General features: G+C 67.3%; 15 protein-coding genes. 7 read left to right on the forward strand and 8 right to left on the reverse strand.

The annotated features are described in order from the left end of the window. The first annotated feature begins 203 nt into the window (after nucleotides 1–203). Both AC1VVG_RS09695 and AC1VVG_RS09700 read left to right on the forward strand, forming a co-directional pair. Nucleotides 204–815: a ComEA family DNA-binding protein gene (locus AC1VVG_RS09695; protein ID WP_034188663.1), complete on the forward strand. Its 612-nt coding sequence runs from the start codon at nucleotides 204–206 to the stop codon at nucleotides 813–815. An 88-nt stretch (nucleotides 816–903) separates the two neighbouring features. After that, entirely contained in the window at nucleotides 904–1,335 is a 432-nt protein-coding gene (locus AC1VVG_RS09700) for a YidB family protein (protein WP_175028804.1), read from the forward strand. 117 nt (nucleotides 1,336–1,452) lie between these two features. On the opposite strand, the gene clpB is transcribed toward AC1VVG_RS09700, so the two are convergent. Then, nucleotides 1,453–4,050, reverse strand: coding sequence for an ATP-dependent chaperone ClpB (gene clpB, locus AC1VVG_RS09705; RefSeq protein ID WP_034188665.1), 2,598 nt, complete (start codon nucleotides 4,048–4,050; stop codon nucleotides 1,453–1,455). A 157-nt stretch (nucleotides 4,051–4,207) separates the two neighbouring features. Continuing rightward, a complete protein-coding gene (locus AC1VVG_RS09710) occupies nucleotides 4,208–4,726 on the reverse strand; it encodes an Rrf2 family transcriptional regulator (protein ID WP_049035025.1) in 519 nt (172 codons plus the stop codon). Nucleotides 4,727–4,978: 252 nt separating this feature from the next. On the opposite strand from AC1VVG_RS09710, the gene AC1VVG_RS09715 reads away from it, so the two are divergent. Beyond that, the gene (locus tag AC1VVG_RS09715; RefSeq protein WP_226228477.1) at nucleotides 4,979–5,539 is read left to right on the forward strand and encodes a group III truncated hemoglobin; all 561 of its coding nucleotides are present in this window, start codon (nucleotides 4,979–4,981) and stop codon (nucleotides 5,537–5,539) included. Nucleotides 5,540–5,590: 51 nt separating this feature from the next. On the opposite strand, the gene AC1VVG_RS09720 is transcribed toward AC1VVG_RS09715, so the two are convergent. The 6 genes from AC1VVG_RS09720 to AC1VVG_RS09745 all read right to left on the reverse strand — a co-directional run bounded on the left by AC1VVG_RS09720 (nucleotide 5,591) and on the right by AC1VVG_RS09745 (nucleotide 11,923). Next, nucleotides 5,591–6,067: a molybdenum cofactor biosynthesis protein MoaE gene (locus tag AC1VVG_RS09720; RefSeq protein WP_482835570.1), complete on the reverse strand. Its 477-nt coding sequence runs from the start codon at nucleotides 6,065–6,067 to the stop codon at nucleotides 5,591–5,593. Nucleotides 6,068–6,077: 10 nt separating this feature from the next. Further along, the gene (gene moaD, locus AC1VVG_RS09725; RefSeq protein WP_034188669.1) at nucleotides 6,078–6,335 is read right to left on the reverse strand and encodes a molybdopterin converting factor subunit 1; all 258 of its coding nucleotides are present in this window, start codon (nucleotides 6,333–6,335) and stop codon (nucleotides 6,078–6,080) included. 19 nt (nucleotides 6,336–6,354) lie between these two features. Further along, the gene (locus AC1VVG_RS09730) at nucleotides 6,355–7,602 is read right to left on the reverse strand and encodes a molybdopterin molybdotransferase MoeA (protein ID WP_034188670.1); all 1,248 of its coding nucleotides are present in this window, start codon (nucleotides 7,600–7,602) and stop codon (nucleotides 6,355–6,357) included. A 234-nt stretch (nucleotides 7,603–7,836) separates the two neighbouring features. After that, on the reverse strand, nucleotides 7,837–9,288 hold the full coding sequence (thrC, locus tag AC1VVG_RS09735) for a threonine synthase (protein ID WP_059561647.1): 1,452 nt from the start codon (nucleotides 9,286–9,288) through the stop codon (nucleotides 7,837–7,839). A gap of 14 nt (nucleotides 9,289–9,302) precedes the next feature. Next, nucleotides 9,303–10,631: a homoserine dehydrogenase gene (locus AC1VVG_RS09740; RefSeq protein WP_034188672.1), complete on the reverse strand. Its 1,329-nt coding sequence runs from the start codon at nucleotides 10,629–10,631 to the stop codon at nucleotides 9,303–9,305. Nucleotides 10,632–10,684: 53 nt separating this feature from the next. After that, on the reverse strand, nucleotides 10,685–11,923 hold the full coding sequence (locus AC1VVG_RS09745; protein WP_034188673.1) for a pyridoxal phosphate-dependent aminotransferase: 1,239 nt from the start codon (nucleotides 11,921–11,923) through the stop codon (nucleotides 10,685–10,687). Nucleotides 11,924–12,239: 316 nt separating this feature from the next. On the opposite strand from AC1VVG_RS09745, the gene AC1VVG_RS09750 reads away from it, so the two are divergent. The 4 genes from AC1VVG_RS09750 to AC1VVG_RS09765 all read left to right on the forward strand — a co-directional run bounded on the left by AC1VVG_RS09750 (nucleotide 12,240) and on the right by AC1VVG_RS09765 (nucleotide 16,080). Further along, the gene (locus AC1VVG_RS09750; RefSeq protein WP_012328660.1) at nucleotides 12,240–12,614 is read left to right on the forward strand and encodes an Mth938-like domain-containing protein; all 375 of its coding nucleotides are present in this window, start codon (nucleotides 12,240–12,242) and stop codon (nucleotides 12,612–12,614) included. 123 nt (nucleotides 12,615–12,737) lie between these two features. Then, nucleotides 12,738–14,414, forward strand: coding sequence for a glycosyltransferase family 39 protein (locus tag AC1VVG_RS09755; RefSeq protein ID WP_034188674.1), 1,677 nt, complete (start codon nucleotides 12,738–12,740; stop codon nucleotides 14,412–14,414). A 13-nt stretch (nucleotides 14,415–14,427) separates the two neighbouring features. After that, complete coding sequence (locus tag AC1VVG_RS09760) at nucleotides 14,428–14,799, forward strand: SMR family transporter (protein WP_034188675.1); 372 nt, start codon at nucleotides 14,428–14,430, stop codon at nucleotides 14,797–14,799. 129 nt (nucleotides 14,800–14,928) lie between these two features. Continuing rightward, nucleotides 14,929–16,080 carry a DegT/DnrJ/EryC1/StrS family aminotransferase gene (locus AC1VVG_RS09765; RefSeq protein ID WP_034188676.1) on the forward strand — a complete coding sequence of 384 codons (1,152 nt, stop codon included), beginning with the start codon at nucleotides 14,929–14,931 and terminating at the stop codon, nucleotides 16,078–16,080. The last annotated feature ends 2 nt before the right edge of the window (nucleotides 16,081–16,082 follow it).

A 16,082-nucleotide genomic window follows, 5' to 3' on the forward strand; every position in this document is an offset into this window, starting at 1 on the left:
CGCGACACCGTAAACAATGGTCAAAAGCGGCGCCCGGCGCGGGTTTCGGCCTTTACAGCACCGCAAGCCTTCAGCAAGATTCAGTCAGCCTGTCTTAAAAAGGGCACGCATTTGTCCTATGCTTAACGGCGACGCCCGGCCACCTCGCGCCCCGCCGTCCGTTGCAACAGCCATTCATCCGTCAGAACCAGGGAGCCTTTGCCATGCTGAAAAAGCTGCTGATGCTGTTCGTCGCGCTGTCGCTGTCGCTTGCCGCCGGCCTTGCCGCGGCCGTCGAAGTCAACACGGCCGACCAGGCCGCGCTCGAATCCGTGAAGGGTCTCGGGCCCGTGAAGTCGAAGGCGATCATCGACGAACGCACCAAGAACGGCCCGTTCAAGGACGCCGACGATCTCGCGAACCGCGTGAAGGGTCTCGGCACGAAGTCGGTCGGGCATCTGGAGGAAAACGGCCTGACGATCGGCGGCTCGTCGACGCCGCCGAAGGGCGTCAAGCTGTCGAAGCCGGCCGCAACGGCACCGGCCACCACGCCGGCCACGACCTCGGCGGGCACCGCGTCGACGTCCACGACCGCGACGGCCGGCACGACGGCTGCGACGCCGGCCCCGGCGGCCAGCGCACCGGATGCGGCGGCGAAGCCGGCCAAGGCGAAGCGCGCATCGAAGAAGGAAAAGGCAGCGGCAGCGGCGGCGGCATCCGCCGACGCGGGTGCGAGCGCCCCGGCCGCCGCGTCGTCCACGAAGGCGACGAAGGGTTCGAAGAAGAAGAGCAAGAAGGACAAGGCAGCCTCCGCCGCCGCGGCGTCGGGCGCCTGATGTGCGCCGCGCGCGCGACGGCGTGCGCGCGGCATTCGTTCAACGGGCGCCGTCGTCACGGCGCCCTTTTCAGTGAAGGTGAAGAACCATGGGTCTCCTCGACATCGTTGGCGGTCTGATCGGCGGCCAGGCCGGCGGCAACTCGCAAAGCGCGCTGATCACCACCGCGCTCGAATTCATCAACAACCAGCCGGGCGGCCTGAACGGCCTGATCGAGAAATTCAAGGCCGGTGGCGCCGGCGACATCATCGGTTCGTGGGTCGGCAACGGCGAAAACCAGCCGATCTCGGCCGACACGCTGCAGAACGTGCTGGGCTCCGACGTCGTCGGCTCGCTCGCGAGCAAGGTCGGCATCGACCCGTCGCAGGCCTCGTCGATCCTCGCGCAGGTGCTGCCGCACGTGGTCAACGGCGCGACGCCGAACGGCGAAGTGCCGGCCGGCGGCCAGGTCGACACGTCGAACGTGCTCGGCGCGCTCACGCAGCTCGCCGGCATGTTCGGCGGCAACAAGCAGGGCTGAGCGTCCCGGCCCGCGCGGCGGCCCGTTCGGCCGCCCCATAAGCAAACACCCCGCCGAGGCGGGGTGTTTGTTTTTGCGCGCCCGGCGCGAACCGGGCGGGCAACCGATGGCAGGCGATCAGTGAACGACGCGGTCGAACACGAACTTGCCGTCGTTGACGTCGACCGGAATCACGTCCTTCGGACCGAAACGGCCCGCGAGGATCAGCTTCGCGACCGGGTTCTCGATCTCCTGCTGGATCGCGCGCTTCAGCGGCCGCGCGCCGAACAGCGGATCGTAGCCGACCTTGCCGATCTGTTCGAGCGCCGCCGGCGACACGTCGAGCGCCATGTCGAGCTTCGCGAGCCGGTCGTGCAGGCGGGCGAGCTGGATCTTCGCGATCGACTCGATGTTGCTGCGGTCGAGCGCATGGAACACGACGACGTCGTCGATCCGGTTCAGGAACTCGGGGCGGAAATGCTGCTTCACCTCGAGCCACACCGCGTCCTTGATCTCTTCCTGCGGTGCGCCCGTCATCGCCTGGATCACCTGCGAGCCGAGGTTCGACGTCATCACGATCACCGTGTTCTTGAAGTCGACCGTCCGCCCCTGCCCGTCCGTCATGCGGCCGTCGTCGAGCACCTGCAGCAGCACGTTGAACACGTCCGGGTGCGCCTTCTCGATCTCGTCGAGCAGGATCACGCTGTACGGCTTGCGACGCACGGCTTCCGTCAGGTAACCGCCTTCTTCGTAGCCGACATAACCCGGCGGCGCGCCGATCAGCCTGGCGACGCTGTGCTTCTCCATGAACTCGCTCATGTCGATGCGGATCAGGTGCTCTTCCGAATCGAACAGGAACGACGCCAGCGCCTTGCACAGCTCGGTCTTGCCGACGCCCGTCGGGCCGAGGAACAGGAACGAGCCGTACGGACGGTTCGGATCGGCGAGACCCGCGCGCGAACGACGGATCGCATCGGCCACCGCACTGATCGCCTCGTCCTGCCCGACCACGCGCTCGTGCAGCTTTTCCTCGATGTGCAGCAGCTTCTCGCGTTCGCCCTGCATCATCCGCGACACGGGGATCCCGGTCGAGCGCGACACGACTTCCGCGATTTCCTCGGCGCCGACCTGCGTGCGCAACAGGCGCGGACGCGTCGGGTTGTGCTGCTCCTGCTCTTCGGCCTGCGTGACCTGCTTCAGCTGCGCCTCGAGCTGCGGCAGCTTGCCGTACTGCAGCTCGGCGACCTTCTCCAGCTTGCCGTCACGCTGCAGCCTCGCGATGTCCGCGCGCACCTTCTCGATCTCTTCCTTGAGCTGTGCGCTGCCCTGCACCGCGGCCTTCTCGGCGGTCCAGATCTCTTCCAGGTCCGCGTACTCGCGGCCGAGGCGCTCGATCTCTTCCTCGATCAGCTGCAGGCGCTTCTGCGACGCTTCGTCCTGCTCCTTCTTCACGGCCTCGCGCTCGATCTTCAGCTGGATCAGCCGGCGGTCGAGCTTGTCCATCTCTTCGGGCTTCGAATCGATTTCCATCTTGATCTTCGAAGCGGCTTCGTCGATCAGGTCGATCGCCTTGTCGGGCAGGAAGCGGTCGGTGATGTAGCGGTGCGACAGCTCGGCCGCGGCGACGATCGCCGGGTCGGTGATGTCGACGCCGTGGTGCAGTTCGTACTTCTCCTGCAGCCCGCGCAGGATCGCGATCGTCGCCTCGACGCTCGGCTCGTCGACGAGCACCTTCTGGAAGCGGCGTTCGAGCGCGGCGTCCTTCTCGATGTACTTGCGGTATTCGTCGAGCGTGGTCGCGCCGATGCAGTGCAGCTCGCCGCGCGACAGCGCCGGCTTCAGCATGTTGCCCGCATCCATCGCGCCTTCGGCCTTGCCCGCACCGACCATCGTGTGGATTTCGTCGATGAAGACGATCGTCCGGCCTTCGTCCTTCGCGATGTCGTTGAGCACGGCCTTCAGGCGCTCCTCGAATTCACCGCGATACTTCGCGCCGGCGAGCAGCGCCGCCATGTCGAGCGACAGCACGCGCTTGCCCTTCAGCGTCTCCGGCACTTCGCCGTTGACGATCCGTTGCGCGAGCCCTTCGACGATCGCGGTCTTGCCGACGCCCGGCTCGCCGATCAGCACCGGGTTGTTCTTGGTGCGGCGCTGCAGGATCTGGATCGAGCGGCGGATTTCGTCGTCGCGGCCGATCACCGGATCGAGCTTGCCCGCACGGGCCCGCTCGGTCAGGTCGACCGTGTACTTCTTCAGCGCCTCGCGCTGGCTTTCCGCATCCTGGCTATGCACCTGCGAGCCGCCGCGCACCGCGGCGATCGCGGCTTCGAGCGCCTTGCGCGTGAGGCCGTGCTGGCGCGCGAGCTTGCCGGCTTCGCCCTTGTCGTCGGACGCGGCGAGCAGGAACATTTCACTCGCGATGAACGTGTCGTTGAGCTTCTGCGCTTCCTTGTCGGCCTGGTTCAGCAGCCCGGCCAGTTCACGGCCGATCTGGATGTCGCCGCCCGTGCCCGTCACTTGCGGCAGGCGCGAAATGGCTTCGTTCAGCGCGCCTTGCAGCGCCTGCACGTGAACACCCGCGCGCGACATCAGCGAGCGGGCGGACCCGTCCTGCTGCGCGACCAGCGCCGCGAGGACGTGAACGGGTTCGATGTATTGATTGTCGCGGCCTGCCGCGAGGCTTTGCGCGTCCGCGAGTGCTTCCTGGAACTTGGTGGTGAGCTTGTCGATTCTCATTTAGTCGAGACCTCCAATTTTCGATTAACACCAAGATAAGGATGGTTATGCGGCTTTCAAGCCAAATTCGGGTTGATTCAGCGCAAAAATTGCTGGATAGGCCGGAAGCGGCCCCGGGACGGGCCGCGTTCGGATCGCGGGACGCGGCGCGCGCGCGTCAGCCGGCCGCCGACGGCGGCTCGGCGGTCGCCGATGGGTCGTCCGGCGACGATTCGGCACGCACGGGCACGACCGGACGGATGCCGAGCAGCGCCGCGAGCGGCGACGCGGGCTCGGCCAGCTCGCCGAGCCGGTGACGGTCGAGCTCGGCGAAGAACGCATCGCGCGCGGCCGCCAGCACGCCTTTCAGGCGGCACCGCGGCTCGATCACGCAGCCGCGCGATTCGCCGCCGTCGGTCGCGAAACAGCCGACCAGCGCGAAGTCGCTCTCGGTCGCGCGCACGACCTGGCCGACCGTCAACTCGAGCGATGCCGGGAAGAGCCGCAGCCCGCCGTTGCGGCCGCGAACCGTGTCGACCCATCCCAGCTCGCCGAGCTGCTGCACGACTTTCATCAGATGGTTCTTCGAGATGCCGTAGGCATCCGAGATCTCCTGGATCGTCGCGAGCCCCTCGCCGCGCACGGCAAGGTACAGCATCACGCGCAGCGAATAGTCGGTGTAGTCAGTGAGTCTCATGGACGGATACGGAAATGATCGATCGTGCCCCGATGACGCGGGCCGGGCCGATCGCGGGGCGTGCGGGGGCCGGCTGACGGTCCCGTTCCGCGACCCCGGGTTGCCGGGATCGCGTGCGCGCAATAAGATGCATGACACTTGCGCGTTTTTCAGCGGGTATTGGACGCTATTTTGCGACAAAATCCGACCGGCGTCCTGCCTGCCCTCCCGCCACTGCCCGTCAGCACTCCGATCTACCGGCCCCTTTTTGCCATGAATGCCCTGCCCGCCTCGCCCGAAACCGCACCGGCCCGCCCTCGCGACACCGAGCCGACCGAAGACAACATCCGCGCGCTCGTCTACGCGTTCTACGACCGCGTGCGCGCCGACTCGCTGCTCGGGCCCGTGTTCGACGCGAAGCTGGCCGGCCGCTGGGACGACCACCTGCCGAAGATGGTCACGTTCTGGTCGAGCCTCGTGCTCGGCACCAAAGGCTATCGCGGCAACGTGCAGCAGGCGCATCAGCCGCTCGACGGGATCGAGCCGGCCCATTTCAGCCGCTGGCTGGCGCTGTTCCTGAGGACCGTCGAGGCGCGCTACGCGCCGCCCGCGGCGATCCGCTTCATGGCGCCCGCGCTGCGGATCGCCCAGAGCCTGCAGTTGAGCCGGTTCGGCTGGGATTATCGGATTCCGCCCGAGCAGCAGGCGCTGCTCGATGCGATCGCGCCGCGCCGCCGCGACGCGGGCGACGATCCGCACGCGCTGCCGTCGCGTGCCCGCGGCGAACCGTTTCCGACGAAGATCGTCGGACGCAGCGCCGACCCGGACGCGTGACGCGCGGCCCGTGACGCCGGGCGCACCACCCGCGGCAGATCGACGCACCGCCTAGCGCGGCGTATTGCCCGACTCGACGCCCCAGCGCGCAAGCGCGGCATCGTCGGTGCTGCGCGCATCGACCCAGCGCTCGCCGTCCGGCGTCGTTTCCTTCTTCCAGAACGGCGCCTCGGTCTTCAGATAGTCCATCACGAATTCGCACGACGCGAATGCATCGCCGCGGTGCGGCGCGACCGTCGCGACCATCACGATCTGGTCGAGCGGCAGCAGCCTGCCGACGCGATGCACGATCGCGACGTCGATGCCCGGCCAGCGCCGGCCGGCCTCGGCGGCAATCTTCTCGAGCGCCTTCTCGGTCATCCCCGGATAGTGCTCGAGCTGCATCGCGGCAACCGAATCGCCTTCGTTCAGGTCGCGCACCGTGCCGACGAAACACGCGACGGCGCCGATCCTCGGGTTGCGCGCGCGCAATGCCGCGACTTCGGCATTCAGATCGAAATCGTCGGCCTGGACTCGTACCGTTGCCATCGCGCGCCCCTCAGCCGCCCGTCACCGGCGGAAAGAACGCGACCTCGCAGCCTTCGGTGAGCCGCGTGTCGGGATCGGTCATCTCGTGGTTGCAGGCCATGCGCAGCGCGCGCCCCTCGGCGAGCGTCTCGGCCCATACGCCGCCGCGCACGCGCAACCAGGCGCGCACGTCGCCGACGGTCGTCACGCTGTCCGGCACGGTTGCCGCTTCGTCGGCGACACCCAGTGCCTCGCGCACGCTTGCAAAAAATTTCAGCTGAATCTTCATGGTTCGGGAAGCCGTCGCGTTACGACAGCAGTTCGGAAAACGGAATGAAACGGACGGTCTCGCCGGCGCTGATCACGTGCTGCGGCGGGTTGTCGATCAGGCCGTCGCCCCAGACCGTCGACGTCAGCACCGCCGAGCTCTGGTTCGGAAACAGGTCGAGCCCGCCGGCCGCGTTGACGCGCGCACGCAGGAATTCGTTGCGCCGGTCGCCCTTGCCTTGCGAAAAGTCCGCACGCAGCGACAGTGCGCGCGGCGCGACGTCACGCACGCCGGACAGGCGCAGCAGGAACGGCCGCACGAACAGCAGGAACGTGACGAAGCTCGACACGGGGTTGCCGGGCAAGCCGATGAAGTGCGCGTCCGCACGCTCGTCGCCGCGGCGCACCGCGCCGTACGCGAGCGGCTTGCCGGGCTTCATCGCGATCTGCCACAGCGCGAGCCGCCCTTCGGCCTCGACGGCGGGCTTCACGTGATCCTCGTCGCCGACCGATACGCCGCCGCTCGTCAGGATCACGTCGTGATCGCGCGCGGCCTCGCGCAGCGTGTCGCGCGTCGCGGCGAGCGAATCGGGCACGATCCCGTAGTCGGTCACGTGGCAGCCGAGCCGCTCCAGCAACCCGCGCAGCGTGAAGCGGTTCGAGTTGTAGATCGCGCCGGGCTTCAGCGGCTCGCCCGGCATCGTCAGTTCGTCGCCGGTGAAGAACACGGCGACGCGAATCCGCCGTGCGACCGACAGCTGCGCGCAGCCGACCGATGCGGCCAGACCGAGCGCCTGCGGCGTGAGCCGCGTGCCGGCCGGCAGGATCACCGAACCCTGGCGGATGTCCGCGCCCTGCGCGGTGATCCATTCACCGGCCTTCGGCGTGTGCAGGATCTCGACCGCGTCGCCGTCGGCCGATGCCTGCTCCTGCATCACGACCGCGTCGGCGCCGGGCGGCACCGTCGCGCCGGTGAAGATCCGCGCGGCCGTGCCGGCCGCGAGCGGCCCAGCCGGATGGCCGGCCGGAATACGCTGCGACACCGGCAACCGCCGATCGCCGTGCAGCAGGTCGGCGACGCGCACCGCATAGCCGTCCATCGCGCTCGTATGCATCGGCGGCACGTCGAGCGGCGAGCTCACGTCGGCGGCCAGCACGCGGCCGAGCGCATCGAGCGTGGCGACGGTCTCCGCGCCGGGCAGCGGCTTCGCGGCATCGAGCAGCGCGGCGAGCGCCTCGGCGGTCGACAGCATCGGCGCGCGGGGCGCCGCGGGATTCGGGTTCGACATCGATGGAATCGGGGATCGTTGGAGTCAATACGTCATTGTAGCGACGCCGTCGCACCGGCGCGCGATATGGCGGACATGCGAAAACTGTGATCGGCGCGAACGCGCGGGTCTGGCACTTGTTTCGCGCGACAGGCCATGCCCGGGCGCCAAACGAAACGGCCGGAACCCCGATCCGTTCGACGAATCGGCGTTCCGGCCGTCCCGCGCAGCCGGGCCCGCGGGCCCGGCCGTGCGTCATGCACCCGTATGGGCGACGATGAAGTCCTTCACCTGCCGGGCATCGGCCTTCACGACCTCGAAGCGCTGCGGCAGCGCCTCGAGCCCGTCGAACGCGGCCGGCCGCTCGGCTTCGCGATCGAGCGCCTCGCGGATCGTCTCGCCGAACTTGATCGGCTGCGCCGTCTCGAGCACGACCATCGGCACGCCGGCATCCAGGTGCTCGCGTGCGACCTTCACGCCGTCGGCCGTGTGCGTGTCGATCATCGTGTCGTAACGCGAGAACACGTCGCGAATCGTCGCGATCCGGTCGGCGTGGCTGCTGCGGCCCGACACGAAGCCGAACTCGGCGACGCGCGCGAAATCGCCGCTCGCCGCGAGATCGAAACCGCCCTTCTCCTCGACGTCGCGGAACAGCTGCATCACGCGCGCCGGATCGCGACCGAGCAGGTCGAACACGAAACGCTCGAAATTCGACGCCTTCGAGATGTCCATGCTCGGGCTGCTCGTGTGATACGTATTCTCGGCGCTGCGCACGCGATACGCGCCCGTGCGGAAGAACTCGTCGAGCACGTCGTTCTCGTTGGTCGCGACCACGAGCTTCGCGATCGGCAGCCCCATCATCCGCGCGATGTGGCCCGCGCAGACGTTGCCGAAGTTGCCCGACGGCACCGTGAACGACACGCGCTCGTCGTTGGACTGCGTCGCCGCGAAGTAGCCCTTGAAGTAGTACACGACCTGCGCGACGACGCGCGCCCAGTTGATCGAATTGACCGTGCCGATCTTCTGCTCCGCCTTGAACGCGTGATCGTTCGACACGGCCTTCACGATGTCCTGGCAGTCATCGAACACGCCTTCCACCGCGAGGTTGAAGATGTTCGGGTCCTGCAGGCTGAACATCTGGGCCGTCTGGAACGCGCTCATCTTCTTGTGCGGCGACAGCATGAACACGCGCACGCCGGCCTTGCCGCGCATCGCGTATTCGGCCGCGCTGCCCGTGTCGCCCGACGTCGCGCCGAGGATGTTCAGCGCTTCGCCGTGCTTCGCGAGCGTGTACTCGAACAGGTTGCCGAGCAACTGCATCGCCATGTCCTTGAACGCCAGCGTCGGGCCGTTCGACAGCTCGAGCAGCGACAGCGCCGCGCCATGCTCGGTGCCGAGCGTCTTCAGCGGCGTGATGTCGGACGCGTTCTCGCCGTGGCGCGTGTTGCGGTACACGTCGGCCGTGTACGTGCGGCGCGTGATCGCGCGCAGGTCGTCGGCCGGCACGTCGTCGCAGAACTTCGACAGGATCTCGAACGCGAGATCCGCGTACGACAGCGTGCGCCAGCGCGCGAGCTCGTCGGCGGACACCCGCGGATACTCGGCCGGCAGGTAGAGCCCGCCGTCCTTCGCGAGACCGCCGAGCAGGATGTCGGAGAACGTATGGCGCTCGCCGATGCCGGCGCCGCGCGTGGAGATGTAGTTCATGTCGCTTTCCGTCCTCAGTTCAGCGCTTCCATGCGCAGCTTCGTCACCTTCGACACGACCGTCGCGAGGCGCTCGATCTGCGCGATCGCCGCATTGACGTTCTTCTCGACCGTTTCGTGCGTGATCAGGATGATGTCGGTTTCGCCCTTCGCGTCGTCGACCTGCTCCGACTCCTTCTGCAGCAGCGCGTCGATCGAGATGCCCGACGCGGCGAGGATGCGCGTGATGTCGGCCAGCACGCCGGTTTGATCGGCGACGCGCAGGCGCAGGTAGTAGCCGCTCGTCACTTCCTCGATCGGCAGGATCGGCGTGTTCGACAGGCTGTCCGGCTGGAACGCGAGATGCGGCACGCGATGCTCGGGGTCGGCCGTATGCAGGCGCGTGACGTCGACGAGATCCGCGACCACCGCCGACGCGGTCGGCTCCGCGCCCGCGCCCTTGCCGTAGTACAGCGTCGTGCCCACCGCATCGCCGTGCACGACGACCGCGTTCATCGCGCCCTCGACGTTCGCGAGCAGGCGCTTCTCCGGGATCAGCGTCGGGTGCACGCGCAGCTCGATGCCGTTTTCGGCGCGACGCGTGATGCCGAGCAGCTTGATCCGGTAGCCGAGCTCTTCCGCGTAGCGGATGTCGGTCGCGTCGAGCTTGCTGATGCCCTCGACGTAAGCGCGGTCGAACTGCACCGGCACGCCGAACGCGATCGCGCTCATGATCGTCGCCTTGTGCGCGGCGTCGACGCCTTCAATGTCGAAGGTCGGGTCGGCTTCCGCGTAGCCGAGTTCCTGCGCGGCCTTCAGCGCGGTCGCGAAATCGAGCCCGCGGTCGCGCATTTCCGACAGGATGTAGTTGGTCGTGCCGTTGATGATGCCCGCGATGTACTGGATGCGGTTCGCGGTCAGGCCCTCGCGCAGCGCCTTGATGATCGGGATGCCGCCGGCGACGGCCGCCTCGAACGCCACCATCACGCCCTTTTCGCGCGCGGCCTCGAAGATCTCGGTGCCGTGCACCGCGAGCAGCGCCTTGTTCGCCGTCACGACGTGCTTGCCGTTCGCGATCGCGCGCAGCACGAGCTCGCGCGCGATGCCCGTGCCGCCGATCATCTCGGCGATGATCGCGATCGACGGATCGTCGACGACCGAATTGAAATCGTCGGTGATCTGCGCGGCGGCGGCATCACCGCCGAGCACGGCCCGCGCCTTGGCCGGATTACGCACGGCAATGCGCGCGACCTCGATGCCGCGCCCCGCGCGTCGCTTGATTTCTTCCTGGTTGCGGCGCAGCACCGTGAAGGTGCCGCTGCCCACCGTGCCGAAGCCCAACAGGCCAACTTTGATCGGTTCCATGCTGCGTGTGATCGATGAGTAAGAAGTAGTGAATTCCGCGTGACCCTGGCCGCTCAGGCCGAGTGGCGCTTGCGGTAGCCGTCGAGGAAGCGTGCGATCCGGTTGATCGAATCGGTCAGGTCGTCGAGGTTCGGCAGGAAGACCACGCGGAAGTGGTCCGGCGTCGCCCAGTTGAAACCCGTGCCCTGCACCAGCAGCACACGCTCCTCGAGCAACAGGTCGAGAATGAACTGCTGGTCGTTCTGGATCGGGTAGAGCTTCGGGTCGAGGCGCGGGAACATGTACAGCGCGGCCTGCGGCTTCACGCAGGTCACGCCCGGGATCGACGTCAGCATGTCGTACGCGAGCTCGCGCTGCTTGTACAGGCGCCCGCTCGGCACGATGAGTTCGTTGATGCTCTGGTAGCCGCCGAGCGCCGTCTGGATCGCGAACTGCCCGGGCACGTTCGCGCACAGGCGCATCGACGACAGGATACCCAGCCCCTCGAGGTAATCCTTCGCGCGCCGGCGGTTGTCGCCGCCGAGGCCCGACACGGCCATCCAGCCCGCGCGGTAGCCGCACGAGCGATAGCTCTTCGACAGGCTGTTGAACGTGACGGTGATCACGTCCTCCGACAGCGAACCCATCGCGGTGTGCTCGAGGCCGTCGTAGACGATCTTGTCGTAGACCTCGTCGGCGAACACGATCAGCCCGTGCTGGCGCGCGATCTCGAGCAGCTCGAGCAGCAATTCGTCGGAGTAAAGCGCGCCCGTCGGGTTGTTCGGGTTGATCACGACGATCGCCTTCGTGTTCGGCGTGATCTTGCTGCGGATGTCGTCGAGATCGGGCATCCACGCGTTCTGCTCGTCGCACACGTAGTGCACCGGCGTGCCGCCCGACAGGCTCACCGCGGCCGTCCACAGCGGGTAGTCGGGTGCGGGCAGCAGCACTTCGTCGCCGTCGTTCAGCAGCGCCTGGGTCGCCATCACGATCAGCTCGGACGCGCCGTTGCCGATGTAGATGTCGTCGAGGCCGACGCCCACGACGCCCTTTTCCTGCGTGTAGTGCATCACGGCCTTGCGCGCCGAGAACACGCCCTTCGAATCGGAATAACCCGACGACGACGGCAGGTTGCGGATCATGTCCTGGATGATCTCGTCCGGCGCGTCGAAACCGAACGGCGCGAGGTTGCCGATGTTCAGCTTGATGATGCGGTGGCCTTCTTCCTCGAGGCGCTTCGCGTGCTCGAGCACCGGGCCACGGATGTCGTAGCAGACGTTGAGCAGCTTGTTCGACTTCTGAATCGGTTTCACGACGACACGGTTCCTGGGTTGGCCTTGCGGCCGGGGGACGGGATCAAAACTGGAAAGCGGCCGGTCTGTGCGCGCTGTCTAGACTGGGAAAAAGCGGGCGGTCGGACGCGGCTTGTGGCGACGCACGACGCAAGTGGCGCCCGGGGGCGGCCAAAAAGTTATAATTTAGCGGATTTTGGCCGACTTTCGCAATGCACCATAGCCGCGCCGGGCCCGCGCCGTCAGGCGTCCCCATGTGGCCAGGCGCGCGAAACCGGCCATCCGGGCCCCTGCGGCCCTTGCGATACATGCCCTTACGGAACCGCGGAATACCGATTTGAAACTGCACCAGGACACGAGCGGCGCGCTCAATACCGTCACCGGCTACGGCCCCGATTACGTCGACGTCAATCTCGAACGCCATGAAACGAGCGTCATCGTGCTGCCCGGCGCGCCGGTCCAGGCATGGCCGGTGTCGTCGTTCGACGCGCTCGCGCCCGAGCATTTCGCGATGCTGCTCGACCCGACGCCCGAGCTCGTGATCTTCGGCAGCGGCGCGCGGCTGCGCTTCCCGCACCCGCGGCTCGTCGCGGCGCTCACGGCGAAGCGGATCGGCGTCGAGACGATGGATTTCCAGGCGGCCTGCCGCACCTACAACATCCTGATGGCCGAGGGCCGCAAAGTCGCCGCCGCGCTCTTAATTGAACGTTAATCCCCGATGCGGTAAAACTCGGGCCGGCGCAACGGGTCGATCCCCCGATCGGTCCGGCCAGGCCGCCCGCCGCCGGCACAACCCGCCGGCGGCCCGTCACCCCAACCAACAGGCTGAAAATCCATGAACGATACGCCCTCGAGGCTACCGCTCAACCGCATCACGCTCGTCCTCCTGATCGTCGCGCTCGCGATCGTCTGGTTCGCGCCGCTCGGGCTGCGCCACCTGATCCCGAGCGACGAAGGCCGCTACGCGGAAATGGCGCGCGAGATGTTCGTCACCGGCGACTGGATCACGCCGCGCTACAACGGCTACAAGTACTTCGAGAAGCCGCCGCTGCAGACCTGGCTGAATGCGCTGACCTTCGCGTGGTTCGGCATCGGCGAATGGCAGGCGCGCCTCTACACGGCCGTCGCGAGCTTCGCCGGCGTGCTGCTCGTCGGCTACACGGGCGCGCGCCTGTTCAACCCGCTGTCGGGCTTCCTCGCGGCCGTCGTGCTCGCGAGCTCGCCGTACTGGAACCTGATGGGCCACTTCAACGCGCTCGACATGGGGCTCGCGTTCTGGATGGCGCTGTCGCTCTGCTCGCTGCTGCTCGCGCAGCGGCCCGGGCTGCGCCCGGCCGCGGTGCGCGGCTGGATGTGGGCATGCTGGGCCGCGATGGCGCTCGCGGTGCTGTCCAAGGGCCTCGTCGGCCTGATCCTGCCCGGCGCCGTGCTCGTGCTCTATACGCTGATCGCGCGCGACTGGGCGCTGTGGAAGCGCCTGTACCTGGTCAGCGGCCTCGTGATCTTCTTCGCGATCGTCACGCCGTGGTTCGTGCTGGTGCAGCAGCGCAACCCCGAGTTCTTCAACTTCTTCTTCATCGTCCAGCAGTTCCGCCGGTACCTGACCCCGGAACAGAACCGCCCGGGCCCGCTGTACTACTTCGTGCCGGTGCTGCTGGTCGGCTTCCTGCCGTGGCTGTCGGTCGCGTGGCAGAGCATCCGCCATGCGCTGCGGATGCCGCGCCAGCCGAACGGCTTCTCGCCGATGCTGGTGCTGCTGATCTGGAGCGCCTTCATCTTCCTGTTCTTCAGCACGTCGCATTCGAAGCTGATCTCGTACGTGCTGCCGGTCGCGCCGGCGCTCGCGCTGATCATCGGCGCGTACCTGCCGCTGATGACGGCCGACCGGTTCCGCCGCCACCTGCTCGGCTACCTCGTGTTCTTCGTCGCCGCGGCGTTCGGGATCATCTTCCTCGCGTACCAGGGCGATGCCCGCACGCCGAACGCGCTGTACCGCGCGTTCCAGATGTGGCTGTACGCGGGCCTCGCGGTCTCGGCCGCGCTGACGCTCGCGGCCGCGTGGCTGAACCGCCGGACGGGCGCGGCCGCCGCGCTCGCCGCGTTCGGCGCCGCATGGCTCGCGTTCGGCACGATCGGCGGCACCGGGCACGACGAGTTCGGCCGCTACAGCTCGGGCGCGCTGCTCGCGCCGGCCGTGCGCGCCGAACTGGCGAAGCTGCCGCCCGACACGCCGTTCTACTCGATCGAGATGCTCGACCATACGTTCCCGTTCTACATGGGCCACACGACGATCATGGTCCAGCGCCAGGACGAGCTCGCGTTCGGGATCTCGATGGAGCCGAACAAGTGGATTCCGACGGTCGCCGAATGGATCGCGCGCTGGAAGCAGGAAACCCATGCGCTCGCGATCATGCCGCCCGGCCAGTACGACGCGCTGGTCAGCCAAGGCGTGCCGATGCGCGTGATCGCGCGCGACAACCGCCGCGTGATCGTCGAGAAACCGCAATCGTAAGGACGCCCCTCGCATGAATCCCGTTTCGTTCGTCTGCATCATCACCGGCGTGATGCTCAACGCCTGTGCGCAACTGCTGCTGAAAGCCGGCGTCAACGCCGTCGGGCACTTCGAATTCAGCCGTGCGAACATCCTCCCGGTCGGCCTGAAGATCGCGACCCAGCTGCCGATCATCGGCGGCCTCGGCTGCTACGTGCTGAGCGTCGTGGTCTGGATTCTCGGGCTGTCGCGGGTCGACGTGTCGATCGCGTACCCGATGCTGTCGCTCGGCTACGTGGTCAACGCGTTCGCGGCGTGGTACCTGTTCGGCGAGGTGCTGTCGGTCCAGCGGCTCGTCGGGATCGGCATCATCCTGATCGGCGTGCTCGTGCTCGCGCGCAGTTGAGCATGCCCCGCGGCGTTAAGTGTCCGCCTACAAAAAATCACGGTGCGAATCCGCCAACCGGTGTTTAATGCCGGTTTCGGGCGGATCGCCCGACCCTTTTATTACACGCCATTACAGGCCAACGCGTTCATGAGCCAGACTACCGCTCCGTTTCTGCCGTTCACCCGACCGGAAATCGACGAGGAAACCATCCAGGGCGTCGTCGACGTGCTGCGCTCGGGCTGGATCACCACCGGCCCGCAATGCCAGAAATTCGAGGCGGCGCTGTCCGACTACTGCGGCGGGCGGCCGGTCCGCGCGTTCAATTCGGGCACCTGCACGCTCGAGATCGGCCTGCGCATCGCGGGCGTCGGTGCCGGCGACGAGGTGATCACGACGCCGGCGTCGTGGGTCTCGACCAGCAACGTAATCATCGAAACGGGCGCGACGCCCGTGTTCGCCGACATCGATCCCGTCACGCGCAACATCGACCTCGACAAGCTCGAGCAGGCGATCACGCCGCGCACGAAGGCGATCATCCCCGTGTTCCTGTCCGGCCTGCCGGTCGACATGGACCGCCTGTACGCGATCGCGCGCGCGCACAAGCTGCGCGTGATCGAGGACGCCGCGCAGGCGTTCGGCTCGACGTGGAACGGCAAGCGCATCGGCGCGATCGGCGACATCGTGTCGTTCAGCTTCCACGCGAACAAGAACCTGACGACGATCGAAGGCGGCGCGCTGGTGCTGAACAACGAGGACGAAGCGACACTCGCGCAGAAGTACCGGCTGCAGGGCATCACGCGCACCGGCTTCGACGGGATGGACTGCGACGTGCTCGGCGGCAAGTACAACCTGACCGACGTCGCCGCCCGCGTCGGTCTCGGCCAGCTGCCGCACATCGAACGCTTCACCGCGCAGCGCCGCGCGCTCGCCCGCGCGTATTTCGCCGCGTTCGACGGCGGCGCGGCCGTGAAGCTCGGCGTCGGCCTGCCGGTTGCCGACTTCGCGAACAGCAACTGGCACATGTTCCTGATCACGCTGCCGCTCGAGCGGCTGACGATCACGCGCGCCGAATTCATGGCGCAGCTGAAGGAACGCGGCATCGGCACGGGCATCCACTACCCGGCGATCCATCTTTTCACGCTGTACCGTGCGCGCGGCTTCAAGGAGGGCATGTTCCCCCACGCCGAACGGTACGGCGCGTCGACCGTCACGCTGCCGCTGTTCACGCAGATGACGGAAGGCGACGTGCGTCGCGTGGTCGACGCCATCAACCAGATTTGTGAACAATACGGAAAATAAGC

The sequence above is a fragment of the Burkholderia sp. L-4 genome (assembly GCF_056856535.1).